Consider the following 26,603-nt stretch of genomic DNA (forward strand, 5'->3'; position numbering starts at 1 on the left):
CCGCTCGTAACGTTATAAAATCACATAGAGGTTCTGATGTCCAGAAAGCTTCTCCCACTATCGATCACGGCTGCTCTCATGGGTGGGACGGCTATGGCGGATGTTCCGAATGTAGCGGTCGATATCGCACCAGTCCATTCGCTGGTAGCACGGGTTATGGAGGGGGTTGGAACACCTGATCTTATTGTACCACCCGGCGCATCTCCGCATGAGTATAACCTGCGTCCTTCTGAAGCTTCGGCATTGCAAGAGGCCAATCTGGTATTCTGGATTGGTGAGGACCTGACGCCGTGGATGGAGGGTGCGATAGACACCCTTGCAGATGGCGCAACCGTCACGACTTTATTGGAGTCCGACGGCACAGTTCTTCTCGATTTCCGTGAGGGTGCATTGTTTGAGGCCCATGACCACGGAGAAGAAGATGATCATGGGCATGATGAACATGCCGAAGACAAGGGTCATGATGATCACGACCATGGTGACGAGCATGCAGAAGAGGGCGAGCACGATCACGAAGCGCATGGGGAAGATGATGACCACGATCACGAGGAACATGCCGAAGATGAAGGTCACGGCCATGATCACAAAGATCATGCGGAAGGCGATAACCATGATCATGAAGAGCATGCCGACCACGAAGGGCATGATGACCATGACGGACACGCACACGGCGAACACGACCCCCACGCCTGGCTTTCTCCGGCAAACGCTGAAATCTGGTTAAACCTGATCGCAGCACAGCTTTCGTCAGCTGATCCCGACAATGCAGGCACCTACTTTGCGAACGCTGCAGCTGCGCGTGAAGAAATGGCTGCGCTGTCTGCCGAAGTGGCCGAAACGCTTGAACCTGTCCGTGGCGGCAGCTTTATCGTCTTCCATGACGCTTACCAGTACTTCGAAGATGCGTTCGACTTCCCGGCCTCGGGTGCAATCTCGATCGGTGACGCAACTGACCCAAGCCCGGCTCGTATTGCCGAGATTCAAGCGCGCATCAAAAACGAAGGCATTGATTGCGTCATGACCGAACCGCAGTTCAACCCGGGCATCGTCGCAACAGTTCTGGATGGAACCGAAGCCAAAACCGGCGTCATCGATCCTTTGGGATCTGATCTGGAACCCGGAGCGGCGCTGTATCCTCAAGTTATCCGCAACATGGCCAAAACACTGGCGGAATGTCTTTAACCTCCAGCCCGGTCGGTGCTTAAACATTGGTCGGGCTAAACAACTTCAGGGGCGACACAGAGTATTGGTGCACGTGTTGTAAGTGATCGTGTTACCCCTGATGCATTAGGACAGATCGCATTAGTTAACTCTCTGTCGACACATTCCCGCCAAAACCACGATAGTGTCTTGCTCCGCTTGAACTTTCATTTTGTGATGTTATCACGTAGTTAAACAAGGAGAGAGCAGTGATTTCGCAAGCAGCATATGGTGCTGAACCCAACAAGGACCGGCGGATACCTGTCACCGTTCTGACTGGTTTTCTTGGCGCTGGGAAAACCACCTTGCTGAACGCAGTGCTGTCAGAGACATCTTCCGGAAAAATCGCGGTAATCGTGAATGAGTTTGGTGAAGCCGGCCTGGATCACGATCTGATCGAGTCTGTCGAGGACGAGATCATCCTGATGCAATCCGGGTGCCTGTGCTGTTCAATTCGAGGAGATTTGGCAGGGACAATTGCGGATCTGATCGAACGGCGTGACGACGGCTTTCTTAGATTTGAGCGGATCATCATAGAAACCACCGGGCTTGCCGACCCTGCCCCAATTCTGCAGACACTTTTGATCGACCCCGAATTGGCACGCACAACTCGCATGGACGGATTGGTAACAGTCGTCGATGCGGCCAACGGGTCCAAAACCTTGGATGCACAGTTCGAAGCCGTCTCACAGGTCGCGATGGCCGATCTGATCCTGCTCAGCAAAACAGATCTGATATCTGCCAAGGTCACAGATGCTTTGTCCATGCGACTGAACGGATTGAACCCTACAGCCCGGATCGAACGGCCGGTCGCTGGGCAGTTCGACCCGAAGCAATTGTGGGGATTGAGCGGCCTGCGTAAGGGTGTGCGTCAAGAAGATGCGATTGCATGGACAACATCGGCGCCTGAACCAAAGATTGACCCGCTCGCAAACCTTTCGGGTTTATCCAAACCCAAGCCGGTGTCGTTTGCACCGACACCTCACGATACCCGGATCAGTTCTGCTTCGATCGTTCTGGACACGCCAATCAAGGATTCAGCCTTTGATTACTGGCTGGACACGCTGATCGCCCTCAAGGGCCCAGACATCCTGCGTGTCAAAGGGATCGTGTTTCTCGAGGGTATCGACGTGCCGTTTGTCTTTCACGGCGTCCAACACATTTTCGACCCGCCGGTCCCTTTGAAGAACTGGATCGGAGACGACCGCCGCTCTCGCATCGTGGTCATCGCGCGCGATCTGACCCGCCCGGAATTGCAACGCAGCCTCGACATGCTGCGGGCGCATCAACCCAAAACCGGGACAAAAGAAGAAGTGTTACTAGGCCATGACTGATACCCGACTTCCCGTCACCGTCCTGTCCGGCTTTCTTGCCGTCGGTAAAGCCACCCTGCTAAACCACGCCCTAAACAGCGCGTCGCCGTCGTGAAAGCGGTAACCCTGCTCAAAGATTATTTCAGCCATGATTTCCTGTGTAACCGCAGCGTGACAAACCATTCCGTAGTCGACAGCGAGACCATTCTGGCTCTGCGACGCGGCGATCTACCTGGTGTGATCCGCGCGAAAGGGCATTTCTGGATTGCTATGCGGCCTGAGTGGGTCGCCAAGTTTTCCCTCGCCGGCGCTTTATCGAGCGTGCAGCCGATTGGAACATGGGGAGCATCTGTCCCTGACACCCGATGGCCCGAATGCGCGACCACAATATGGCGACGCCGACAGTCTTCGAATTTCCAGTGTTGGATCGACGCGCTCGAACCGACATTTAACCTGAACGAGGCCGACTGATGAGCCGCAATCTTGGCCAGACGAAAATCCGAAAACGACGGCGCAGCGAGAACCCAATGCGCGAATTTGACAGTCTTCCGCCAATTTTGCGCGCCTGGGTTTCGCAAGCGGCCTTGCCCTGGCGGCCGCGCTCAGTACTGCGCGCCTACAACACTGCGCTTGCGCGGACCGGGGATCAAAGCCGGGCTCTGGAAGAGTTGAGGCGTCTCGAAGCTGCACAGTTGGCAAAAGACAACCAATTTGCAGCCAGCGTGTATGGATAACTTGGAGCGGCGAAGGCCAGACCAGTATGTCTTTCGTCACTTGATCACGAACAAACTGAACATGGCAGGTTTCAGCTCCCAAAGCTGCAACATATCACCTGATGAGCAAAGTCATCGCGCCCTCATTGAGACTAGGCCGGCCATTGGCGAGGACGTGAGAAACAGTAGCCTTGTTGCGCTTCCTGATAAAATCTATTCCGGTTTTGGTTACCCTCTTCGGCGCCAATCATTTCTAAATCTCTCAAAACCCCAGCCAGTTTTTCCTTAACAGGCATTGGCCGTACTGTTGATGTCGCCTCGCTCCGTCCCGCTAGTTCAAGCGCAACCGCAAAAGCTGTGGCCAATGGCAAGCAGTCTGTTTTTCATAGGCAAAGTTTGGCTGCGTACTGCAAATCACTCAAGAGTGTAGTTTTCTCGTCGCCCCATCCCTGAGATGAGCAATTTTGAATGTCATTGAGCTTGGACCAGAGATTATCTTGACCAAGTATCGCAGCAGAACCACAAAGCTTATGCGCCTTTTGTTTGAGCGCTCTGCTTAACTCATCGGAAGACTTCAGATCCTCAATGAGTTCAACAAGTTCACTATTCAACTCTTCGCAGGCTTCACGATACTTATCGCCGCCAAATCGGGTCTTAAAGTCATTCTCAGAGTCTTTGGTACCAGTTCCGTTGGCCTTTAAGACCCTCGCTAATTCTGATTGCAGCGCCGCCAATGAAACCGGCTTAACTAACAGCCCCTGAAATTCTGCTGCTCGTATGACTTCGTGATCTTTTGGGGCTGCATGAGCCGTAACTGCTATCGCGGGCAAATTGCCCCAATCGATATTCAGTTCGCGAACTTTTCCGAGTGTTTCGATGCCATCGATGCCGGGCATGCTGATATCCAACAAAAGTACATCAAATCGCTCGGACCCAAGACGTACTAAGGCGGCGTAACCACTTTCAGCCTCAGCAACCGATAAGCCAAGATCTTCAAGCATATCGGTCAAGATCATTCGATTGATTTCATTGTCGTCTACCACCAGCGCTTTCAAACCCTGATAGAGCTCTGCCTGTGGCGCGTCTGTGGAATCCAGTTCGCTCGTGACATCAGATCTTGAGGTTGGCAGAGGCAGTCGCATTGTAAACAGGCTGCCTTCTCCAAGCACACTATCCGCCGTGATGTCGCCACCCATCGCTTCGACCAGTCTTTTGGTAATAGCGAGCCCTAATCCAGTTCCGCTCGTCTCACGTGCAAAGGCGGTATCGATCGTGACAAATTCATCGAAGATAACGTCCAGATAGTCAGGTGATATCCCAACCCCGGTATCTGCAATCCGAAACTCAACCAGATCGTCATGCTGAAGCCTTTCGACTTCGATCGTGACTGATCCATCCCGCGTAAATTCGATTGCGTTACCTAACAGGTTCACCAAGCATTGCTGCAGCGCAGTTCTGTATCCAAGAACGTCGATAAGTTCTTCAGATAGAACATCGACCTTCAGGTCGTTGCCACGCGCATCTGCATTCGCCGACAGGCTGTCGGCTACCTCGTGGACAACCTCCATAACGTCAAAGCTTGATCTGTCACGCAAGGCATTGCCTGAACCCAGTCTGGAAAAATCCAAAACGTCAGTCACATGAGAGAGCAGTAACTTACCCGACACTTCAATAGAACGAAGATACCGCTTTTGTCTGTCCGTCAGATTGCTCTGATCAATCAATGCCGCAGAGCCGAGTATTCCGTTCAACGGAGTACGCATTTCATGGCTCATCACTGTCAACAGATCGGATTTGGCCTGTTCGCTTTCCCGCGCCTTGTCTCTTGCAGTGCGTAAGTCTTCCTCGGCTTTGAGTTCTTCAGTTATATCACGAAGGAATGAGACAAAGACTTGCTCTCCATCCGTTTCAGCGAGCGATATGGACAGCTCCACGGGAAAAGTTTCCTGCGATTTGCGCAAACCCTCTAACCTGACACGCCCAGCGCCGATTACCTTTTGCTCGCCGGTCTCGAGAAATCGCGTCATGCCTTTTCGGTGCAGGGCGCGCAGGTGTTCTGGAACGATAAGTTCAGCCATATCAGCACCGATTGCCTCGGCCTGACGGTACCCAAAGACATCTTCAGCGGCACCGTTGAATTCAAGAATTCTTCCAGAAGTATCAACCACCAACACCGCATCCAGTGACGAGGTAATGGCCGCTTCAAATCGGTTGCGAGCCGACTGGCTTTGCCGGGCAAACAACTGCCCTTGCCGGAATAATTTGATAAGAACTGCAAAAGCTAAGAGCAGTGCAACGAAAAGCACAACAAGCAATGATGCCATTCGAGTTAGTGTGCTGGCCAACTCAGCACGTCGAGTTGCGTTTTCCTGGGCAAATCCCTGAATACCGCCCAGCGCAAGCTCGCGCACTTCAGGTCGCAGTGTTTGAATCTGCGCCCGCAGATCAGGAAGTGCCGCGCGCAGCTGGTCATCCGGCCCATCGATCAATGGTGTCAGCCCGGATAGAAAATCTTCAGTGGCTTGCAAGGCTGGTTGCGCGGCGGCACCCCCTCGCAGAAATGAAAACAGCTCGCTACTAAACAGCGTATCCGCTCGGCTATAAAAGATATCGAAACGGTTGCGTACGGCGGACAAGTCACCATTGGAACGTGATGAAGCATCAATGACCGAGACTTCGAACCTAAGCAGCTCGACTTCGAGCTGAGACATCAACCAGCTGACGTTGTCTGTTTTTGCGGTCGAGAGCGCGTCGAGATCTGATTTCACCTCACGCCCAAGAGAAAGCACGATAGCCAGACTCACAACCAGCAAGCCCACAAAGGCAAAAATGGGCCATCTCTTCATGCTCATGAAAGGCGCTTTAGTGTCGATGGCCTTCTCCTCGGTACTTACTGTGCAACGACTTCCAATCGATTGAGTTGCCAAATGCTGCGGGCATAAATTTCTTCGGACTGATAGGCCTCGTTAGCATCGTAAGGGTAAATTATCCACAAAGGTCCTTTGTCGCGTACTGACATCGCCTTGCCATCGCGCAAGTAGGCAACGATCGGGCCACCATCTGTTGCATCACTGGTGGGAATGGTGACGGCGTAGTCATTCAAAGCCACCGCTCGTATGATCCCCTGCTCTGCCTGGACATGGTCCAGAAGCACATCAAGGGAAACTCCTTCAAAGCTCTGCGTACCCTCTGTCCAGATCGTTGTGGTATCGATTGACTTACTGGGCAATGCCTCAAGGGCTTTCCTGTCGAATGTCCAAGTGTTCTTGTTTCCTTTGAGACCGACATCGCCCGACACCGTAAGAAGTACTTCATCCGCATATGCCGCACTCGCAAATGAAATGGCGAGTGTGGCGCAAAGTGATTTTAAAGTTCTAAGCATGCGAGATTGTGTCCGTGAGTAGGTGAACCTTTGTCAAAACGCTTTTGACACAGCCCCTCGAAACGTTCTCAGACGCAATAGAATAGCTCGCTATACTTTAGGATAGTTCAGCGCACCAAAGGTCACACCATCAGCCTAATTTGCGAACTTTCGACGTCCCAAACCATGCAATCAAAGTTTTCGCGGAGTGCGATAATGAAGCGTTGGCAGCCAGCGCCAAAGAGTAATAGCCTAGGAAAACAACATGAATTTGCAAAGTTCGTCAAATAGTAACCCTTTTGGTGGTTCAACTATTCCGGGTGCGATAAAATCGGATCAAAGCATTTGTTCAAGGTCACCGATATCGATGCGAATTCTATTGGCTGATGATCACGGTTTGGTCCGTGATACGATTTCATCCTACCTCGAAACTGAGGGGCGCGCGGCAGTTGTTGCCGTACCCGATTACATGGCTGCGATGAAATTGCTGTCATCCGAAGATCCATTCGACCTTGTCCTGTTAGACTTTGATATGCCGGGTATGAACGGGATCGAAGGGCTTTCAGACGCAATTCGCCAATTCCCTGAACAGGCTTTTGCGATATTGAGCGGGACGGCACCAAACAAGATCGCACAGGAAGCGGTCGAAATGGGCGCCGTTGGTTTCTTGCCCAAAACCATGGGCGCCAAATCCCTGGTCAACGCGGTGCGATTTATGATCGCCGGCGAAACCTTCGTCCCGGCCAGTGTTCTAAGTATGGATGGCGATGTCAAAGAAAGCGACTTTTCCCGTCAGCTCAGCCAGCGGGAAAAACAGGTTCTACGCGGATTGTGCCGTGGACAGTCCAACAAGGAGATCGCCCGAGAGCTGGATCTTCAGGAAGTCACGATCAAGCTGCATGTTCGGACCCTTTGCAAGAAACTCAATGCAAAAAACCGGACCCAGGCCGCTCTGATCGCTCGGGATGCAGGATTCGAGTGACCCGGGTCCGCAGGGGGGGACTTCAGAATAGAAAGTGATCGTAGAGTTGGTCGAAATCCGACGCTACGCCTTCAAGGATCAATGTCGTATCCGGTGACAAAGTTACGTAGACATCGGTCCCGCCCACGATTTCAGCGTTGGCATTAAACCAGTCAGATGTATCAGCTCCGCCACTATCGATGTTGAGCGCACGCAGATCGAGTAAGTCGCCATCGCTGAGCGAAAAGTCTGTGATCGTATCGGTCGACCCGTCCAGATCCTCATCGCGGAAAATGAACCTGTCCGCATCTGCGCCACCGGTGGCTAGGTCATCTCCTGCGCCAAGGTAAAGCCGATCTTTCCCTGAACCTCCGTCCAGAACGTCGTCACCGCTGGAGCCATTCAGATAATCGTTGCCAGCACCCCCATTCAACTCGTCATCGTCAGAACCACCCTTCAACGTGTCGGAGCCCTCACCGCCAGCTAATGTGTCGTTTCCGGATCCGCCATCCAGAGTATCCGCACCGAGACCGCCTATCGCGGTATCATCACCGGAGCCCCCAGAGAGGCTGTCGTCGCCAGCACCGCCATCTAGGTCATCGTTGCCAGATCCTCCGGATAGCGTGTCTTTTCCGTCGTCCCCGGACAGAAAATCATCACCGGATCCACCTGACAGATTATCACTGCCATCGCCACCGTTCAGGACATCCGCGCCAGACCCGCCATCGAGTTGGTCATCGCCTGTGCCACCGAACATCTCGTCATTGCCCGAGCCACCGAACATAACGTCTTGGCCGTCTTCACCTCGTAAAGTGTCAGCTTCGGATCCACCGCGGAGTGTGTCATCGCCCTGACCGCCGATGAGAATGTCAAAGCCTGAACCGCCATCCAAAATGTCGTTGCCGATCCCACCATCCAGCATGTCGTGCCCAGCCGAGCCCATCAGACGATCGTCGCCCTGACCGCCAAACAACGAGTCATCGTCTTCTGTAAGAACATTGCCAAACTGGTCGTACCGCACACCGTCTTCGTCATATTGCGAGACAATGCCGCTGGCGGCACCGACGCCCGCTCCACCGTGCAGCAAATCGTTGCCGTCATCCCCTTCAAGCACGTCGCCTGAACTACCACCCGTCAGGGTGTCTGTGCCAATCCCACCGTATAGGGCATCGCTACCAGCATTGCCCGAAAGGTCATCATCGTAGCTCAACGCGCCTTCGGTAGTCGCAACAAGTGTTAGATCCTTGACCAAAACGCTTGCATCCAAATCGACGGGCGCAAACGGACTGGTTGCTGTCGGGTCGGCGGCACCATCATTCGAATACGATTTCGGCGCCTCTTCGATAAGGTGCAAACTAGCCTCGCCGGTCACATCATCTACGATGACCTGGAAAATCGCGCCTGTTGCAGGTGTCGAGTCATCCATGTCGTGGTCGCCTGAGTTGCCACCAACAAACAGGTTTCCGTCTGCGTCGATGATTGCCGCACCAAACGTCATTAGCGGGACCCCATTCAGGACTTCACCGTTAATCACTGTCGATGTGACTGAAACCTTTCGAAACTCTGGTTCGCCCGAAGAGATATCAACGATCAACATAAACGTAGCTGCACCTTCGGAACTTGGGCGAGAGACACCGTAGAACGACTGTGAAGCCGCGTCGAACGCAACATCGTAGACTTTGAAATCCACAAGATCGGATGGCAACTTGTATACTGTGGTTACCGGGTTTCCATCCGCATCGAACTGATCGACATCAATGACTGCGATACGGTCCATGCTGGATTGGAAAGACCAAAGATTGCCCTGATCGTCAAAGTCTCCAGTCCAAGACCGATATGGTGTGCTGCCAACACGGTAACTGTTTCCTTCGGCGTCTAGCATCACCAAATCAGAGCGGCTAACCACCTGCCCCAGTGAATCCACTCCGTCGCCTACTGCGATGGCATACAGAAGGTCGTCTTCCGTATTGTAACCCATTGAGTTCACATTGACCGTACCCTCGACGCCGGCCATTTCATAGGACTGGGTTTCGACATCAAACACATGCAGTGTTCCATTTAGAACCTGATAGAGATTTGATTGCCCATCGGCGAATGCAGACACCGTCACGGTTTGTCCACCAATCTCGACATCCTTGTCATAGTGAAACGCAGGACCGGACGTATCAATTTCTGGACCGTTGCCTGACACATCAATCGATCTGATCGTTATGGTCGAGCTGTCATCGTCAGCCGTGAATTGAACGGAATGAGATCCGAAGGCACCGCTTTGAGAAGAAAACTCGGCGACCACCTCACCATCGATCAGCACTTCGACGGCAGCCCCGGAACGACCTGCAGCAAAATTTGTTGCGAGATCCAGGTTCAGTTCATAGACCCCGCCCGCTTCGGTCGTAATCTGCTGCTCCATCTGCTGGTGGCCGTTTGCAAGGTCAATCAATCCCCATTCGCCGTTCTCGGCGTAGTCGGAAAAACTGACAGCACCTTCTGTGCCGTCCAACAAGTTTGCCTCGGCATAGTCACCGTGCAACACATCATCGCCGGCTTGCCCTTGGATCTCATCGTTTCCGGCAAGCCCTATCAGGGTCTCCTGCTCACTTCCGCCAACAAGTTGATCGGACAAACCCGTTCCTGAAATTACATTTGAAGATACCGCAGGCATCATTTCACCTCTTATTTTCAACTATTTGGAGTAAGAATTTTACCAACCGATGCCGTCGATCCGACGGTTCACTGGGTTCTCGGGGAACAAGCGCACCACATCCACGACAGGCATCTCCGGTTTACTGGAAACGGCGTTCTGATAAGCAGGGTTTCGGTGGCAGACGATGACGGCCTCGGCCTGTTCCATTACGTCTTCTATGCTGTCGCAAAGCATCGATTTGATGGATCCCGCGAGGCTTCGAATGCCAGAGCCCGCGTGGTGCATGTAGGCTTGCAACCCACTCAGAGGGGTTTCTTTTGTCACCGCCGGATCATGCAGGACCAACTCCACCCCCTCGGCATGGAGCTCGGCCATGACTTCCAGAATAGGGCTTTCGCGCAGATCGTCGGTGCCGGGTTTGAAAGCCAGCCCCAGAACCCCAACGCGCCTGGCCCCCGTCTTTCGCAGCATCTCGGTCGCTTGATCAATCTGCTCTCGGTTTGAGCGGTCAAGGTTGCCGATCATGGGCAGTTCGACACCCAGTTCTTCGGCTATATGTGTTACAGCCCGTACCTCTTTCGGCAGGCATGAGCCGCCATAGGCAAAGCCCGGCTTCAGATAGTAAGGTGACAGGTTCAGCTTTGTATCTTGGGTAAAGACGTCCATGACCGCGTGGCTGTCCACGCCCAGCGGCTTGCACAAGCGTCCGACTTCGTTGGCAAAGCAGACCTTGGTCGCGTGCCATACATTGTCGACATATTTGATCGTCTCAGCCACTTCGACCGTTGTCAAAATGGGATTTGGGTCAACCGGCGTGAAGATGCGCTTCATGACTTCCGCCGTGCGAAAATCGTTGGTGCCAAGCACTGTTTTCGGAGGGTTATGGAAGTCATCTATGGCAACGCCTTCCCGCAGAAACTCAGGATTGAAGCACACCCCAAAGTCCTGGCCCATCTTCTTTTCTGAAAGACGCTCAAGGATCGGAACCAATACGTTCATCGTGGTTCCGGGCGGGATCGAACATCGCATGGCAAAGATGTGGAATTCATTCTTTTGGCGAAGGCCAACTGCCATCGAGCGGGCTGCCTGTTCTATATAGCTATAGTCGCAGCCCCCATCCGGAGCGGTTGGTGTTCCTACCGACACAAAGGTAACGTCGGTTTCGCGTACAGCTGCGCTCAGATCGTCCGTCGCAGAGATCAGACCCTTTTGAACGCCTTGTTTCAGAGTGGGGCCAAGGTTTTCTTCGTGGATCGGGCTCTCACCGCGCGCAATCTGACCCACTTTATCGGGGTCGATATCAACGCCTATGACCTCGTGTCCAAGCGACGCCAAACATGCAGTTGATACGGCCCCAACATACCCCAGCCCTACAACACTGATCCGTGATTTTTGCGAAGACACTGGGATTACTATTTCGGCGTCGTTCTGCGCAATCTTTCTGAGTTCCATAGAAATACCTCCGATTTAAATCCAAGGTAACGCGCTGATAAAATTGCAAAACATATCGGTGGACTATGCGCAGTGCTCAAATGATGCCGGACCTATACGAATGGTCACTAACCCCATACGAGAGAAAAAACCCGCGTGGAGTTCCACACGGGCCAGTTTTCAGGAGGGAAGGTAATTGGCGTTTCAAGCTACGGCGACACGGTCATAGACATCCTCGTATCTGACGATATCGTCTTCACCCAGATAACAACCTGATTGAACCTCAATCAGATGCAGTGGCAGCTTTCCTGGATTCTCCAAACGGTGCACGGCACCCAGAGGAATGAAGGTCGATTCATTCTCGGAAAGCAGGCTGACATTGTCACCGACAGTCACGCGCGCAGAACCACTGACAACAACCCAGTGTTCTGCACGGTGTACATGGCTCTGTAGTGAAAGCTTGGCACCGGGTAAGACCATAATCCGTTTGACCTGAAACCGAGGACCCAGCGAAAGGGTTTCATAGTAGCCCCACGGTCGATGACACCTGCGGAACATCTCGGCCTGGTCAGACCCTTCGTTGCGCAATTCGTCCACGACCTTGCCGACTTCGGCACTGTGCGACATGTCCGCAACCAATATTCCATCGTCGGTTGCGACTGCGACTATGTCTTTCAATCCCAGCCCGACCAACTTGATATCCGGGTTTTCCGACCTCAGCAGGCTATCGCGGCAATCGATGGCGGTCGAGTTTCCAGAAGTGACATTCGCCCCTTCATCGAGCTGCCCCTGATCCTTCACCGATTTCCAACTGCCCAGATCGGACCATCCGCAGTCCAATTCAAAAGCCACTACACCGGTTTCGACATGCTCCATCACCGCATGATCAAACGAGAGGCTCGGACACTTGGAAAAGGCGTTTTGATCCATTCGGTAGAAACCAAGATCGCTTTGCCCAAGCGCCAATGCAGCCTCGACCGGTGCAGACATTTCAGGGGCATGAGCTTCGAAAGCCTTTAGCACAGTGTCGACCCTGAACATGAAAATTCCGGCATTCCACAGCCAGTCACCGCTTTCCAGCATGCCCTTCGCGGTATCAACATCGGGCTTTTCCGCAAACTTAGATATCAGCAGTGCACCTTGGTACCCTCCTGCGACTCTCAGGTAGCCGTAGCCCGTCGCGGCATGATCGGGTTTGATGCCGAACGTGACGATCTTACCGCGCTTGGCTGTTTTCTCCGCCCGCACCATAGTTCGACGGAACGCGGATACATCCTCAATTGCGTGATCGCTGGGCAAGACAAGCAGGACCGTTTCCGGCTCTTCCTTGTAGCGCAAAGCTGCGGCCAAAACCGCAGCGGCGGTATTGCGACCAACTGGTTCAATGATCAGTTCAGATTTTTCGGCATCAATATCTGTCAACTGTTGCTGTGCAATAAACCTGTAGCCTTCGCCCGTCACGATCAGCGGTGCAGAAAATCCGGGCTCGGATACACGTTCGATTGTTCTCTGAAACAGGCTCTGCTCACCTGCCAGCTCCACGAACTGCTTAGGGTAACTCTTACGAGAAACGGGCCAGAGACGGGTGCCGGAACCGCCAGCAAGGATAATCGGCTGAATCATTTGAAACCTCTTCATTACAAGTCTGATCTCAGGTTACCGACCGTTGTGTTCAACATTTTGTTTCATAGGCTTAATTCACCTATCGAAAGGATAGGTCTGCTAGCCGAACGGCATCTCGATCAGACCAACATAGATCAGGATCGCAGTTAGAAACGTCAGGATTGCAGTGGCCATCTGGAACTTGGCAAAGCCGCTTTTGAGCGTTTCGACAAAGCCCGACCCACCTCCTGAGCTTTGATTGCCTCTGTTCGACCATTTCTGTTTGGACAAATGAAAGATCATGTAGATTTTGACCGTCGCGTTGATCACTTGGTTGAGATACAGGATGAACGGCCAACTCATGTCCGCGCGCCTGCTGTAGCCGAACAGGAACAGACACAGCACGATCCGTGAAAACAGCACCCAGATGATGCAGTTCCAGAAGTAGCCCGGCGCGATCATGCTGCCGACGACGGCCATTACCGGACTGACCATCATGGTCCACATGGCGATCCGTTGATCAACGACACACCACCAGATGAAAAATGGCATTGCAGTTGGTCCAAGAGCGATCGCGCGGCTTCCGTTCCGCAGCATATTGCCCGACCAGCGGCGGAAGTTTTGAACCATCCGCATGAGGCCGTTTTCTTTGATGACCTCGATTGTGTACACAGTTGCATCCGGCACGTAGGTCATTTTCGCGCCTACGCTCAGCAGCCGATACCAGGTTGATTTGTCGTCCCCGGACAGAAACCGGAAGTTGCCCCATAGCCAGTGATGCAGATGGTCTGCTTCGATCGTGCGAATGAACTTCTCGTCCAGAATATGCCTGGCTCGAAAGACGCTCATTCGACCCGTCAGTGTCAAAACGCGGCCCGACAAAGCATGGCTTTGCATCGCTAGACGGCGTTGAGCAAATCGCATGTCCAGCCACTTAGCGATCCAAACCGGGCCATAGCAGATGACCTCTTCATCTGTCGTCAGCGCCTGCAGCTCTGGATCACTTGCAAACATTGGCAGGGTTTTGCGTAAAACATCCCCGCCAAACAGGGCGTCTCCGTCCATGAAGATCACCAGATCATCAGGGTGTGCGCCAGAGCGGCAAATCGCCCGAAGGATCAGGCCAATCGCCATCCTTTTGCCCGGCTGGTTCTGACGGACAAATACAAGCGTGGCCAATTCGTCCGGAATATCCTGTGCATAGGTTTCAACAAAGTCGCGTATGATCTGCTCATCATATGCGCTGCCCGTGCCGATATAGATCGTTGTCGGAATCCGTTCGCGTCGGATTTGCCCAAGTATCGACCCTACGACGCGTTTGGTGATCGAGGGTTCCTCAAAATATGTTGTCATCTGGATGTGGAGACGCTTGGGCCGCCATCCTGCATCCCAAAGCACGTCAGCGCGGCGCCGCATTCCCGGCCATTTGGCTTTAGCGTAAATTTGGGCCCTCAACGCATGGGTAAACCACCAGCCAAATCGCCAGAGCCCAAGCGTTCCAAGGACCATCGTGACATGCAAAACGCTTGGGTTGAAAAACCGGTTCGGCACATTCGCCAATAGCCAAAGCAGCCCCATGAACAACAACAGAAACAGCGTGAACTGCGGTAGAGACCACTTGCAAAAATAGTTGGGAACATCTGATTGCAGTTGTCTCAATCGCCGCGCCAGATCCTTGTCGAACTCATACTCAGTCATGTGGTTGGCCACTACTAGGGTCCATAGACTTTATCCAAGTGCCAAACCGTGTTCCCAACTGTCGCTTCGCTTCCAGATTGACCGGGGCTCCCAATCGCAATTGGGTTTTGGTTTGTCGTGACGACAGGCCGGTTGGACGAACAGTAACAATGATCCCGAACTCTCCGGGTCGCTCAGGGTTGTCCCCGGCGCGCACATCCCAGACCTCTCCGGGGATACTGATCCTCTCACCCTTTTCGTTGAAACCGATCGTTGCAGGCATTCCGATGTAAATTGTCTCGGCAAACCGCTCAGACACCCATCCGATAGTCATGCGGGGCTCAGCAGTTTCGAAAATCAGTTCTTCCGGAGTGCCGCGAAACGGTTGTCCCGCGCTGACAGTGAAATCCTGAACCACCCCGTCTGTGGTCGCACGAACATGGTTGCTTTCTATTATCTGTTGCTGTGCTTCTTTGGTTGCCTCCAATGCCTTTACTGCAGACGAGCGGTTTCGCTCTTCGGCTTTCAGCAGGTTCGCCACAATAAGAACGGGGTCTACAGACTGCGCCAGATCCGGATTGCGTTCGCGAAGGCTAAGCCATTGGCGTCGCATATCGTCAAACCCACCATCCTGCACAAACTCAGCATAAAAGCGCATGGCCGTAGCAACCCTTTCGGCCAGAATTTCAGAGCTGGATTGAGACTGTAGGTTCTTTAGGGCGTCATTGACATTTGAGAGCTCTGCGCGCGCCAACACCAATTCCGCTTCTGTTCGTTTGAGTGCCGCCTCTGCTTCCGCGTCGTCCATTAGGAATAGAAGATCGCCCTCCAACACCTCCTGCCCGGGCGTCACCGCAATTAGCTTGATGTAACCTTTGGCCGGTGGGAAAGAGGGGATCATGGGTGCCAACACCCGACCGTGTTGAATGTCGATCCGATCCAGGTTGGTAAAGATGTTGTTGCCTATGACACCTACAACCGCCGCAGCGATTAGAAGGTAGGTCGCCACATTGAATGCAACACGTAGAGAACGTGGAAGAAACCTCACGGGCTTTCGGGATTGCTCGCCCTCAGTTTCCTCCATCGGCACCAAATCAACCGGAGTATCGAGGCTGGTTATCACGTCGCCGCTGCTGGCCATTCGCCCAGACAAAAGCGAGCGATAGAAGAGCGCCAGAGTCTCGCGTTGTCGACCGCTCAGGCCTTCCAACTGTACTGTGGAATTCGAGTTTGGCTTGGATAGGCGTACCGGGAAACGAATATCGACTCCCTGAAATGGTACGCTGAGTGTAGCAGCCTTGGGGCATTCTGGCGCATCGTCGGGCCATTCCAATCCCGCAAGCGACCAGCGTTCAATCGTGACCACGGCACCAGAGGGTGTCTCCACGATCAGCGGTGCTTTTACCTTCCAATCCAGGTCCGACCCTGGCGTTTCGTGTGATACTCGCAATGTCGCCTCAGAACGCTGTTGATAGACCTGAGCTAGCAACAGATCACGGCTTCTGACGGACACACGGACGCATATCTCTGCGCAAAAAAGATAACTTCCCATACTAAAGTATGTTGTGAAAAATCTTCTTAGGTCGGATCAGAACCTCTCACGGCGTTACCTCAAGCGAGCTATCAACGGACAAGCGGGTGACAAGTGAAGCGATCAGTGATTGAGTGGTCAGATCATCAGCGGATCCAACGCACCATCATTTCATCCACCGATATAGCAGCCATTGATCTTGTATGCAGGGAAAGTCAGCGATCGAGCCCAATGCCGCCGTTGGTCACACTTCGGTCTTTCGCTAGTGCAGCAAGTCGCGAACCGCAAATTCCAGACGTCAAGTGTCAACTGGCAAAGACGGCTTACCGGGACAAAGCTCACTACTGCTATAGGTAATCTAGCGATCGCTCTCGCGGTGCTTCGATCAAAACCCGGATCTCAAATCGACATGAGCCACTTCTTGAAAATTCTCACCGTGGCTCGTTCCTGATCGCCAGGGCGGCAAACGAAGTAGAGGCCACGATCCAGTGGAACGCTACTTTCATCGAGCCGGACTAGCCGGCCGAGCCTTAAATCCCTCTCTGCCAAGAGATGTCTCGCCAACGCTACGCCCTGTGCATCAATCGCGGCCTCCAAAAGAACAGCGCTATCCACATACTTGATACTTTGCGAGTTGATCTGATCAACGTTCAGTCCGACTTGCGCAGCCCAGCTTTCCCATCCGACGTTGAAGGCATCGTGCAATAGTGGGAGAGCAGCCACATCCTCGGCCCGCATTGGTATCCGCGTTTCCTCAACAAGAGCGGGGGCGGCCACAACGATCAGTTCCTCTTGCCTTATTTGCTCATGATATATGCCGTCCCATCGAGGTTCACCAAACCGCAGGGCCACATCGACCTCAGATGTGTCAAAATCTGCATAGGCATCATTGGTGTCCAGCAACAATGCGATACCAGGGTGCTCTTGCTGAAACGAACTAAGCAGCGGAACAAGCCATTTGAGTGCAAGCGACGTCGACAATGACACCGTAATCGACTGGCGATGATGAAGTCGCTTCACCTCCATTACGCCCAGCTGCAATGCCGAAAACGCCCCGCGTGTTGATTGATACAGGCGCTCTCCGGCTTTGGTCAGTTCAACACCATTGGGGCGGCGATGAAAGAGCGTCACGCCAAGGTGCAGTTCCAGCAGCTTGATCTGACGACTGATCGCCCCGTGAGTGACGTTTAGAACATCCGCCGCCTTGGTCAGACTGGAGTGGGTTGCGGTTTCATCAAAGGCCTGAAGGGCACGAAGGTGTCTGAGGTTTTCCACCATGTGAGAAAATCTAACAGCGAACTGCCAAAAACTCGATAGGTTCCTTTGATTTTCGGAAGTTAGAGTACTTTCGGCTCAACAAACCTCACACAATAGGCACTCATTGAAAGGAAAGATCATGGCTGAAACCAAAGTCGCGCTCATGACAGGTACAGGACAGGGCATTGGCCGGGGATGCGCTATTGAAATGGCAAAGGCTGGCTACAAGGTCTCACTGATGTCACCGTCAAATCGCTCGGTGGAATTGGCGGAGGAACTCGGCGGCATCGGCCGGCGCGGATCTGTGCTGGATGTTGATGATTTACAGGCGATGATCGACAACACGATGAGCAAATATGGGCGGATCGACGCTATCGTCAGCAACATGGGGCACGGTGGATCGGTGCCAGAAGCCATCAAGACAGTTGGGTTCGATCCCGATTTTGACGGGCCGCTTTTGGAACTCAGCGACGAATTGTGGCACGAAAGCCTGGACATGTATGTGCTGAACGTTGTGAAGATCGCACGTATCGTCACACCTATTCTGATCGAACAAGGTGGGGGTGCATTCGTAAACATCTCATCCATGAACGCCCTCGAGCCACGCGCGCCCTACCCCATGAGCATGCTGCGTGGCGCATTGCACAGTTTCTCAAAGCTTTACGGGGATCGTTATGCCCGGCACAATATTCGCATGAACAACCTGCTCCCCGGGTTCTGCGAGAACGTCAACCTTTCTGAAGAAGCCCGCAAGTCCATACCGGCGCAGCGGCCTGCGACATTCGAGGAAATAGGACAGGCTTGCGTGTTTCTCGCCAGCGATGGAGCCCGGTATATCAATGGTCAGAGCATCTTGTCCGACGGCGGGATGAACCGTGCGGTTAGGTAGAAATGAGACGGTGAAAGATGATTGTTAAGGCACTCAAAAATATCCTTGGAACAGATCGGGACGTTTCCGGCCCGGGTTGGAAAAGCAGAAGGTTGCTGCTTGCCTCTGATGGAATGGGATTTTCGCTGACGGATACGATCATCAAAGAGGGTGCGGTGCTTGAACTTGAATACACCCATCATCTAGAGGCTTGCTATTGTATCGAGGGCAAGGGTCAGATCAAAGCGTTTGGCGGAGAAGTCTGGCAACCCCTTGAGCCATTTACTCTCTATGCTTTGGATCAACATGACAGGCACCTGGTGCAAGCCATAGGCGCTGATCTTCGGCTTGTCTGCGTCTTTAACCCGCCTCTCAGCGGGCGTGAAGTACACCGCAAAGATGGAAGTTATGCGCCAAGTGAGGCTTGATAAGGACAGTGATGTCTGGGGCGGAAATGCAACTCTTTCAAAGTGCGAAATTGGGTGAATTGGACTCTCTGCGGATTTTCACTGCGGCAGTTCGCAATCCGCATGTTCGGGACGTTCGGCGCGAGGTGACGAATTGTGGGTGAGTGTAAAAAACCTGCCGTCCACGCGGTGTCTTTCTAATGCCCGATTTGAAGTTAGAAGTTCAAATCGAGACACCGCCTCTTTCCCTTGCACACGTCGTCAAAGATTGTCTCTACTTTTTTCCACGACCTCAATAAAAGCGACCGCTGCAGGCGATGGTGTTGCGTGAGGATGCATCGCGAGACCAATTTGTCGTGTCCTGACTGAATTCAGCGGCCTGCTGACCCAGCCCTCTTTTCCGTTCGTTGGGGGCAAGGCCATCTCGGCCACGACCGATACGCCCTGATTGCGTGCAACCATAGTCAAAGTGCTGAGCATCTGCGATGTCCGGTACCGCACATTTGGGCTGAGACGTGACTGCGTGAACAGACGTCGAATGATCCGGGCAGAACCAGATTCCGGCATGATAAATGGCATCTCGCACAGCTGCTCCAACCGGATAGAGGACTGCCCGGCCAAAGTGCTATCAGCGGCAACCAGGGCGACAAACTGGTCCTGCGCCACAGGCCATGTACGGAAGCGTTCATCTGGTAAAACAACAAAGCCGAGATCAATGCGCCGGTCTTCGATCCACCGGATGATCTCCTCATCAGCGGCTTCCTCAACCAGTACTTCAATGCCGGGATGGATTGCATGAAATGCTTCGAGAAGGCGCGGTAAAATCTGCAACGATGACGTCGCACCAAAAGACCCGATACTCAATCTGCCGGTCTGCACACCACGATATTCCGAAGCCTCCTGATGCATGGCATCAGCCAATCCCAGAATTTCACGTGCGCGAGATAGAAGTCGTTCGCCCAACGGAGTCAGTTCGATTGGCGATACGGTGCGATCAAATAGTCTGACGCCAAGCTCATCCTCGAGACCTTTAAGGGCATGGGACACTGCGGGCTGGCTGATGCCAAGCCGCAAGGCAGCAGCTGTAAATCCGCGCGTTTCTGCAAGAGTGGCGAAAATTTCAAGTTGACCAAAAGTCATAAGTAAATACTCATTTGACTATAACATAGTATAACTGAAATTCGACATGGGCAATCCGGTGTTTTAGGTGTCTCCATGTCCCATGCCCTGTCATATCCCATAGCCTCGCAGAACGCTTTGATCTACGTCCGGCTCACGATGGTGGCCTTCCTGTGGGGCGGCACGTTTGTTGCTGGTCGCATCGTCTCAGGTGAAATGTCCCCGCTGGTCGCTGCAATGGTTCGGTTTGGCTTGGCAACGCTGGTCTTGCTTTTTCTCGTGTGGAAAACAGAAGGTGGTTTGCCTCGCCTCACCTGGCGGCAGAGCGTGTTGATGGGGCTTCTCGGACTGTCCGGCGTCTGCCTTTACAACCTGTTTTTCTTTGCCGCTCTGACTGAGATGCCGGCTTCGCGAACAGCACTGTTCGTTGCCTGCAATCCAATAGCCGTGGCTCTAGCCGGTGGGTTGATTGCGTGGCGGCTTCTACCGATTGGGCAAGTTGTCGGGATTTGTGTGGCGCTAGCCGGGGCGGTGATCGTAATTAGCGGAGGGGACGTTGCCGGACTGATGACTGACCTCCAGCAGAGTTTTGGACGGGGAGAACTGTTCATGCTGGCTGCGGTCGGCAGTTGGGTGGGCTATACGCTTCTTGGACGCAAAGCGCTTGGAAGCCTCTCGCCACTGGCGGCAGCCACTTGGGCTGCATTATTTGGGTCTATGTTACTGGCATTGGGGTTGCCGCTGGCCGGGACCGCGCAAGTGCTGCAATTGCCCACGTTCACCTGCACTTTGGCCATCATCTACCTGGTCATTGGTGGAACAGTCGTGCCATTTGTTTGGTACTATAGCGGGGTGCGCACGCTTGGGCCTGAACGTACGGCAGTATTCACCAATCTTGTCCCCGTCTTCGGGGTGGCCCTTGGGGCAACAATCCTGCACGAACCGGTCGGGGCTTCCATGCTGATAGGTGGCACGCTGGTGATTGCCGGAGTTACACTTGCAAACCGTGGATGATTTCTTATGCCAAGAAACAGGCGGTTACCCACAAACTCTTTTTCGTTGCGCGTCACGGATAAGAGCAGCAAGTCGATAGAACCCGTGTGCCATCTTGGTGTAGGGTGTCAGCAGGAAAAATGTCAGAACCGATCCAAGGTGGATGGCAAGCAGCGCGGGCATCAGAGCCGTTGATCCGAGGGCGTAGAGAGCAAGTCCGCTAAATCCGACAAATCCAAGCAGCAATATAAAACCAATATCACCACCCCATGCAGAGGGATCACCGAGATTGCGATCGGACCTTTGCTTGAGAAGCGCCATGGCGCCGCAGCCCACTGTCAACAACACACCTCCGGAAATTCCTAACAGTTTGGGCAAAGACCAGAACCCATATGGCGCATGCATTCCGAAACCATAATGCATAACCGTCGCGACCGAAGTCGACGCAAAGCACAGCAGGAAGCCATACATGATCGCGTGGTGAATATGGCGCCGTGCCTGACTAAAACGGTCTTCGTCTTCAAAATTGCAACCCTCACCATGCCCGGCTGCCAGATCCTGCATCTTGCCGGCGCGTGAAAAGGCGGCCACCAGATCGGCAATCTTAATGGATTTGCCGCCAACTTCGGCCCAATAGCGCTTGAGACTAATGGTGATGCTGAAAACTGGTAACAGAAATGCCGGCGCAAAGATTGCTACCATCGCGTTATGCGACAAGACGGCGTAGAAACCTTCGCCTCCGTTCGACCCAATGGCACGAATTGCCCAGAACAAAAGGGCAAATCCGATCACGAGTGCCAGTGCAATCGCCCCGCCATGGGTGTGGAACCGGCGCGCCAGAGGTTGTGGCCATGCGAATCTTTCCCAGCTGTCGCGCCGAACCTCAGCCAAGGCCTTGGGCAGGTTCAGGTCGAACTCGTGCGGGGCGGTGTATTGGCAAGCATAGTAGCAGCCCCGACAATTGTGACAGAGGTTGGCGAGTTGCGTGATGGCTGCATCTGAAAACGCCCGGTCCGCGTGCAGCGACGGGAAAACTGAGCAATATCCCTCGCAATACCGACACGCGTTGCAAATCTCGGTCTGTCGGCGGGCCTCTTGAATAAGTTCAGTTTGCATAAGTGGCGGCCTCACGTCCTGCGATACGTCCGAAAACGGTTCCGATGGTCATGCCAAAACCGGCCAGATACCCCTGCCCCAGGATCGATCCGGCCATTGTTTCACCTGCGGCCCAAAGATTTTTGATCTTTCCGTTGGGCGTCGAGCACTGGGCCGCATCGTCGACCTTGAGCCCAAGGTAAGTGAAGGTCACACCTGTGCGGAGCGAGTAACCATAGAATGGCGACTCGGTGATTGGGCGGGCCCAGTTGGTCTTGGGCGGTGTCAGGCCAGAAGTAGAAACACCGTCCAATTCGGTAGGATGAAAGTGACTCGTATCACCGCAGGCTGCATTGAACTTTGCAACCGTCGCTGTCAGCTTGTCCGCAGGCAGATCCATCATCGCAGCCAGTTCTTCCAACGTGTCAGCTTTCAGCGGGGGGAAGACAGACGGCATGAACAGGTTCAGCGATTTAGCGTCGATGACCACGTAGCCTACTTGATCGGGTTGGGCCGCCACCAGACGCCCCCAAATCGCATAGCGCTTGGGCCAAACGTCTTCGCCCTCGTCATAAAACCGCTCGGCATTCTTGTTCACGACAATTGAAAACGGAACGCAGTCCAGTCGGGTAACGATGCCTCCGTCGAATTTGGGCGCGCGCCCGTCGATGGCAACGGCGTGACATTGGGTTGGATCGCCGACGCTCTCAACGCCCTGATCCAGCAGATCGGCCAGCACAACTCCTCGGTTGTAAGGAGTACCCCGGATCAGAAAGTTCTTTGCCGGCTCACCCCAAGCACGGGTAAGCCAATCTGTGTCTGCCTGAAACCCGCCCGAGGCAACGATGATCGCCTTGGGCGTGATGCGATGAGATTGGCCTTCATAGCTATAGTCGACCCATTCGATCCGATCGTCATTCAACTCCAAATGCGTGACGGCGGCTTCGTACAATACATCGACACCTAAACCTGCAGCGGTTCGATAATAGGCATTAACCAGAGATTTCCCGCCGCCCATGAAAAAGGCATTGGTGCGCGCCAGTGACAATGTTCCGGAAAGCGATGGTTGGAACCGGACCCCATGCTCTTCCATCCACGGCAAACACTCCTCGGAAGTGCGGATTGCCAGGCGGGCAAGATGTTCGTCGGTTTTGCCACCAGTGACCTTCATCAGATCCGAAAAGTACTCGTTCTCTCCGTACTCTTCGACCAAAGGACCCAGAGGGGCACCGTGCATGCAGCGAAAGTTGCGTGTGTGACGCGAGTTCCCCCCGCGATAGGGTTTCGGAGCCGTTTCGAGGATAAGAACGCGTGCGCCTGCTTCGGCGGCTGTCATTGCGGCACAAAGGGCAGCGTTTCCGCCACCAATCACAGCGATATCGTAAGCTTCCTTTTGGGTGGCCATATCCTGTCTACCTACTGATTTTCGTCGATTGTCCGATCGCGTTCCTGCAACGCCCGGATGCGCATCCGTTGTGCGGCCTGAATATGCGCGCGCATCTCTGTCTCAGCCGCGGCACCATCCCGCGCCTTGAGCGCAGCCATGATACGCCGATGTTCAGCTACTGCCGCTTCGGCCCGATCCCCGTCCAACAATTGCGATGGCCCAAGGATCAGCAGCGCCTTTTGAAGCGACAGCATGGATTTCGCAAGGAACCGGTTCTTGGCGGCATCCAATAGCGTGGCATGAAAAATCCGATTGATCCGAGCTGCATCTGGGCCTGTGCCGGCCTCGGCCAAGCGATCATTCAAAACGTCCAGCTCGTCCAATTCGACATCCGACGCCGCGCGAGCTGCCAAACGTGCTGCAGTGCCTTCGAGTACAGCGCGCATCTCATAGAGTTCCATTACTTCGGCGTAATCCAGGCTGCGGACGGTCGCGCCCTGCCGCGGAACGTGGGTGACCAAGCCGTCGGCCTCCAACTGCCGGATCGCTTCCCGCACCGGAGTTCGACTGACGCCCAGCCGTTCCGACAGTTCGATTTCGCGCAGGCGTTCGCCGGGCAGAAGTGTGCCGTCATGAATCTCGTCCAGCAGGCGCTGATACGCGGAATTGCCTTGCGGGCCGGGCTGTAAGGTGTCGTCCTGAATGGTCATCGAGCGCTCACTTGTCTTCTTGCGTCCACTTGTATACATTTGGATACATAGTGAGTCAATATCGTCGGAAGCCGCACTTTGCCAACCCAGAACAGAACACCTTCTCTCTTGAAAAAGCGGGCCGTAACACTGGGTCTTGCGCTTCTGGGTGCGGGAGTATTCTGGGCATTGAATCTGCCACTGCCGTTTCTATTTGGCCCAATGTGTGCGTGTTTGATAGCAGCGCTGGCTCATGCCCCTATGGAAGGTTTTGGTCAGATCTCGGTTGCCGCACGCACCATTCTGGGTGTTGCGGTTGGAGCTTCGATTACCCCGGCCCTTTTTGCAGAACTGCCAAAGATGGCTGCGTCCATCGCGCTGATCCCATTCTTCATCCTGCTGATCGCGCTGGTCGGAGTGCCCTTCTTTCGCAAAGTCTGGGGCTTTGACACAACAACTGCGTTTTACGCGGCCATGCCCGGTGGATTGCAGGACATGATCATCTTCGGAACCGAGGCAGGCGCCAATCCGCGGACGTTGTCCCTGATACACGGCACACGCGTTCTGATCATCGTGACGCTGGCACCACTTTTTCTGACCGTGTTTTACGACGCCCAGCTTACCAACCCGATCGGAGAGCCTGCGCGCGACTTGCCGATAAATGAGTTGGTACTGATGGTTCTGGCCGCCCTTATCGGTTGGAAGGGCGGCGAGCGGATCGGTCTGTTCGGGGCGTCAATTCTGGGTCCAATGATCCTGACAGCAGCCTTGTCGCTGGGAGATTTCATTCACACCCGACCGCCTCGAGAGGCCATCCTTGCAGCACAGTTCTTTATCGGCTGCGGGATCGGTGTGAAATTCGTAGGCGTCACCTGGGTCGAACTGCGCAGGGTTGTGGCAGCGGGTTTCGCCTATGTCATTGTCCTCGCGATACTGGCTGCTGCCTTCACCGCCGTTGTCACCACATTGGGCTTCGGTCAGCCGGTTGAGGCTTTCCTCGCCTTCGCCCCCGGCGGACAGGCAGAGATGACAGTTCTGGCCATCGTCTCGGGTGCGGATTTGGGTTTTGTTATCACGCACCACCTGACAAGGATCGTGCTGGTGATCATCGGTGCGCCTATTGCGGCCAACCTCATCTTGCGTTGGTCCAAACCTCGGGGTTGATCATGTGAATCGGAGTGCCTTCGGCATAAGCATGCACCTGATCGAAAATGTCTGCGAATTGCAGGTCGAACTCGTCCTCCGTCACAAATCCAATATGTGGTGTCGCAATCAGGTTTGGATGCGATAGCAACGGGTCATTCGGATCAGTAAGCGGCTCTGTATCAAAGACATCAATGGCGGCTTTACCGGGGTGCCCGGCATTCAAAGCCTCAAGCAATGCGCCCTTTGCGATTAGGCCCGCACGGGATGTATTCACAAACAGCGCCCCCGATTGCATCTGCGCGAAATCCGACGCGGTGATAATACCGCGAGTGTCTGGCTTCAGACGGACATGAACTGAGACGACATCGCTTTGGGCAAAGAATGCTTCACGGCTTTCTGCGATCAGAACTCCATCTGCCTCCGCGCGCGCGCGGCCTTCATCCGAGGACCACCAGACTACATTCATTCCGAATGCCTCGGCATAGCCTGCAACGGCGCGGGCGATACGGCCATATCCATAGAGCCCCAGTTTCCGCCCCCTCAGGGTCTTGCCAACTCCGGCCTGCCAATGCCCCGCTTTGACCGAGGCCATCTGTGCGGGCAAATCACGCATCCCGGCCATGATTAGCGCCCATGTCAGTTCGGCAGCAGCATATGAGGGCGTCCCGCCATGCATGTTCGAACAAAGTAGCACTCCGTTATCCGAGCATGCCTGCACATCGATATGCGGGTAAACGCTGCGTTGACTGATTAGTTTCAGATTAGGAAGTTTCTCAATCAAGTCGCGGGTGATTTTGGTGCGTTCGCGAAACAGCACCAGCGCCTCGGCCTCCTGCAACCGCGCGGCCAATTCGTCTATCTCTTCGACATGATCTGTCCAGACCTTCACGTGATGGCCAGATAGTTTTTCAAAACAGGGCAGGCCCTGCAGTGTTTCAAACCAATCATCCAGAATATGAACCTTCATCGGCTTTCTATACCCTGCCCTATGTTTAGTTTTCTTGGGGTCGGCACAAAGTGCAATGCGTCAAGTGCTGCAAGCGCATTGCGGACCCGTTCGCTTTGATCCAGCAAATGGTTGAACTGCTCATCGCATCCGGCAATCGGTGTTGGGTATTCGGCGATGTCCCGCCGTAGCACCGACTGTGCCAGCCTGAGTTCCTGACGCGCAATATCAAGGCATTCAGAATAGTCATCCATGGTGGCGCC

The 26,603-nt window shown here is 54.0% G+C and carries 22 protein-coding genes and 1 pseudogene; 9 read left to right on the forward strand and 14 right to left on the reverse strand.

What is annotated here, in order from left to right; translation table 11 throughout:
* Positions 1-36: 36 nt before the first annotated feature.
* From GOX61_RS05665 to GOX61_RS05680, 4 genes and pseudogenes are all read left to right on the forward strand, one after another.
* Positions 37-1,182 (forward strand): zinc ABC transporter substrate-binding protein, encoded by a 1,146-nt coding sequence (locus GOX61_RS05665; protein WP_170331971.1) that lies wholly within the window; start codon positions 37-39, stop codon positions 1,180-1,182.
* A 227-nt stretch (positions 1,183-1,409) separates the two neighbouring features.
* Entirely contained in the window at positions 1,410-2,534 is a 1,125-nt protein-coding gene (locus GOX61_RS05670; RefSeq protein WP_367646941.1) for a CobW family GTP-binding protein, read from the forward strand.
* Between the two features lie 177 nt (positions 2,535-2,711).
* A pseudogene (locus GOX61_RS22405) lies at positions 2,712-2,885 on the forward strand (GTP-binding protein); the annotation flags it as partial.
* Between the two features lie 98 nt (positions 2,886-2,983).
* A complete protein-coding gene (locus GOX61_RS05680) occupies positions 2,984-3,247 on the forward strand; it encodes a DUF6525 family protein (RefSeq protein WP_170331974.1) in 264 nt (87 codons plus the stop codon).
* Positions 3,248-3,609: 362 nt separating this feature from the next.
* Here the strand turns inward: GOX61_RS05680 and GOX61_RS05685 are convergent, their stop codons facing one another.
* A complete protein-coding gene (locus GOX61_RS05685; RefSeq protein WP_254436768.1) occupies positions 3,610-6,153 on the reverse strand; it encodes a PAS domain-containing hybrid sensor histidine kinase/response regulator in 2,544 nt (847 codons plus the stop codon).
* The gene (locus GOX61_RS05690; RefSeq protein WP_254436769.1) at positions 6,117-6,608 is read right to left on the reverse strand and encodes an oxidoreductase; all 492 of its coding nucleotides are present in this window, start codon (positions 6,606-6,608) and stop codon (positions 6,117-6,119) included. The genes GOX61_RS05685 and GOX61_RS05690 overlap by 37 nt, the downstream gene beginning before the upstream one ends.
* A gap of 346 nt (positions 6,609-6,954) precedes the next feature.
* Between GOX61_RS05690 and GOX61_RS05695 the strand changes: the two genes are divergently transcribed.
* Positions 6,955-7,569 (forward strand): response regulator transcription factor, encoded by a 615-nt coding sequence (locus tag GOX61_RS05695; protein WP_155150329.1) that lies wholly within the window; start codon positions 6,955-6,957, stop codon positions 7,567-7,569.
* 22 nt (positions 7,570-7,591) lie between these two features.
* Here the strand turns inward: GOX61_RS05695 and GOX61_RS05700 are convergent, their stop codons facing one another.
* The 6 genes from GOX61_RS05700 to GOX61_RS05725 form a co-directional block, all read right to left on the reverse strand.
* Positions 7,592-10,171: a calcium-binding protein gene (locus tag GOX61_RS05700; RefSeq protein WP_254436770.1), complete on the reverse strand. Its 2,580-nt coding sequence runs from the start codon at positions 10,169-10,171 to the stop codon at positions 7,592-7,594.
* A gap of 78 nt (positions 10,172-10,249) precedes the next feature.
* Positions 10,250-11,644 (reverse strand): nucleotide sugar dehydrogenase, encoded by a 1,395-nt coding sequence (locus tag GOX61_RS05705; RefSeq protein WP_170331977.1) that lies wholly within the window; start codon positions 11,642-11,644, stop codon positions 10,250-10,252.
* Between the two features lie 183 nt (positions 11,645-11,827).
* Complete coding sequence (locus GOX61_RS05710) at positions 11,828-13,246, reverse strand: mannose-1-phosphate guanylyltransferase/mannose-6-phosphate isomerase (RefSeq protein WP_170331979.1); 1,419 nt, start codon at positions 13,244-13,246, stop codon at positions 11,828-11,830.
* Positions 13,247-13,345: 99 nt separating this feature from the next.
* The gene (locus GOX61_RS05715) at positions 13,346-14,923 is read right to left on the reverse strand and encodes a glycosyltransferase (protein ID WP_170331981.1); all 1,578 of its coding nucleotides are present in this window, start codon (positions 14,921-14,923) and stop codon (positions 13,346-13,348) included.
* Positions 14,916-16,415, reverse strand: a complete 1,500-nt coding sequence (locus GOX61_RS22590; RefSeq protein ID WP_170331983.1) for an HlyD family secretion protein — start codon at positions 16,413-16,415, stop codon at positions 14,916-14,918. The genes GOX61_RS05715 and GOX61_RS22590 overlap by 8 nt, the downstream gene beginning before the upstream one ends.
* Before the next feature lie 417 nt (positions 16,416-16,832).
* Positions 16,833-17,711: a LysR substrate-binding domain-containing protein gene (locus tag GOX61_RS05725; protein WP_170331985.1), complete on the reverse strand. Its 879-nt coding sequence runs from the start codon at positions 17,709-17,711 to the stop codon at positions 16,833-16,835.
* 118 nt (positions 17,712-17,829) lie between these two features.
* Between GOX61_RS05725 and GOX61_RS05730 the strand changes: the two genes are divergently transcribed.
* Both GOX61_RS05730 and GOX61_RS05735 read left to right on the forward strand, forming a co-directional pair.
* A complete protein-coding gene (locus GOX61_RS05730) occupies positions 17,830-18,579 on the forward strand; it encodes an SDR family oxidoreductase (RefSeq protein WP_170331987.1) in 750 nt (249 codons plus the stop codon).
* A 17-nt stretch (positions 18,580-18,596) separates the two neighbouring features.
* Complete coding sequence (locus GOX61_RS05735; protein WP_170331989.1) at positions 18,597-18,986, forward strand: ectoine synthase; 390 nt, start codon at positions 18,597-18,599, stop codon at positions 18,984-18,986.
* A 240-nt stretch (positions 18,987-19,226) separates the two neighbouring features.
* Here the strand turns inward: GOX61_RS05735 and GOX61_RS05740 are convergent, their stop codons facing one another.
* The gene (locus GOX61_RS05740) at positions 19,227-20,105 is read right to left on the reverse strand and encodes a LysR family transcriptional regulator (RefSeq protein ID WP_170331991.1); all 879 of its coding nucleotides are present in this window, start codon (positions 20,103-20,105) and stop codon (positions 19,227-19,229) included.
* 75 nt (positions 20,106-20,180) lie between these two features.
* Between GOX61_RS05740 and GOX61_RS05745 the strand changes: the two genes are divergently transcribed.
* Positions 20,181-21,098 carry a DMT family transporter gene (locus GOX61_RS05745; RefSeq protein ID WP_170331992.1) on the forward strand — a complete coding sequence of 306 codons (918 nt, stop codon included), beginning with the start codon at positions 20,181-20,183 and terminating at the stop codon, positions 21,096-21,098.
* Positions 21,099-21,122: 24 nt separating this feature from the next.
* On the opposite strand, the gene tcuB is transcribed toward GOX61_RS05745, so the two are convergent.
* Genes tcuB through GOX61_RS05760 form a run of 3 tightly spaced genes read right to left on the reverse strand, consistent with a single transcriptional unit; the run spans position 21,123 to position 24,269 of the window.
* Positions 21,123-22,193 (reverse strand): tricarballylate utilization 4Fe-4S protein TcuB, encoded by a 1,071-nt coding sequence (tcuB, locus tag GOX61_RS05750; protein ID WP_170331993.1) that lies wholly within the window; start codon positions 22,191-22,193, stop codon positions 21,123-21,125.
* The gene (tcuA, locus tag GOX61_RS05755) at positions 22,183-23,577 is read right to left on the reverse strand and encodes an FAD-dependent tricarballylate dehydrogenase TcuA (RefSeq protein WP_170331995.1); all 1,395 of its coding nucleotides are present in this window, start codon (positions 23,575-23,577) and stop codon (positions 22,183-22,185) included. Before tcuA ends, tcuB begins: the two co-directional genes overlap by 11 nt.
* A gap of 11 nt (positions 23,578-23,588) precedes the next feature.
* Entirely contained in the window at positions 23,589-24,269 is a 681-nt protein-coding gene (locus GOX61_RS05760) for a GntR family transcriptional regulator (RefSeq protein WP_170331997.1), read from the reverse strand.
* A gap of 108 nt (positions 24,270-24,377) precedes the next feature.
* Here GOX61_RS05760 and GOX61_RS05765 point away from each other — a divergent pair, with 108 nt between their 5' ends.
* Positions 24,378-25,412 (forward strand): AbrB family transcriptional regulator, encoded by a 1,035-nt coding sequence (locus tag GOX61_RS05765; RefSeq protein ID WP_254436771.1) that lies wholly within the window; start codon positions 24,378-24,380, stop codon positions 25,410-25,412.
* On the opposite strand, the gene GOX61_RS05770 is transcribed toward GOX61_RS05765, so the two are convergent.
* Both GOX61_RS05770 and GOX61_RS05775 read right to left on the reverse strand, forming a co-directional pair.
* Complete coding sequence (locus GOX61_RS05770) at positions 25,381-26,361, reverse strand: D-2-hydroxyacid dehydrogenase family protein (RefSeq protein ID WP_170332002.1); 981 nt, start codon at positions 26,359-26,361, stop codon at positions 25,381-25,383. The two genes, GOX61_RS05765 and GOX61_RS05770, sit on opposite strands and share 32 nt — an antisense overlap.
* Positions 26,358-26,594, reverse strand: coding sequence for a hypothetical protein (locus tag GOX61_RS05775; RefSeq protein ID WP_155150295.1), 237 nt, complete (start codon positions 26,592-26,594; stop codon positions 26,358-26,360). The genes GOX61_RS05770 and GOX61_RS05775 overlap by 4 nt, the downstream gene beginning before the upstream one ends.
* Between the last annotated feature and the right edge of the window lie 9 nt (positions 26,595-26,603).

Origin of the sequence: Ruegeria arenilitoris, assembly GCF_013030265.1 — a bacterium.
Classification (GTDB): Bacteria; Pseudomonadota; Alphaproteobacteria; order Rhodobacterales; family Rhodobacteraceae; genus Ruegeria; species Ruegeria arenilitoris_E.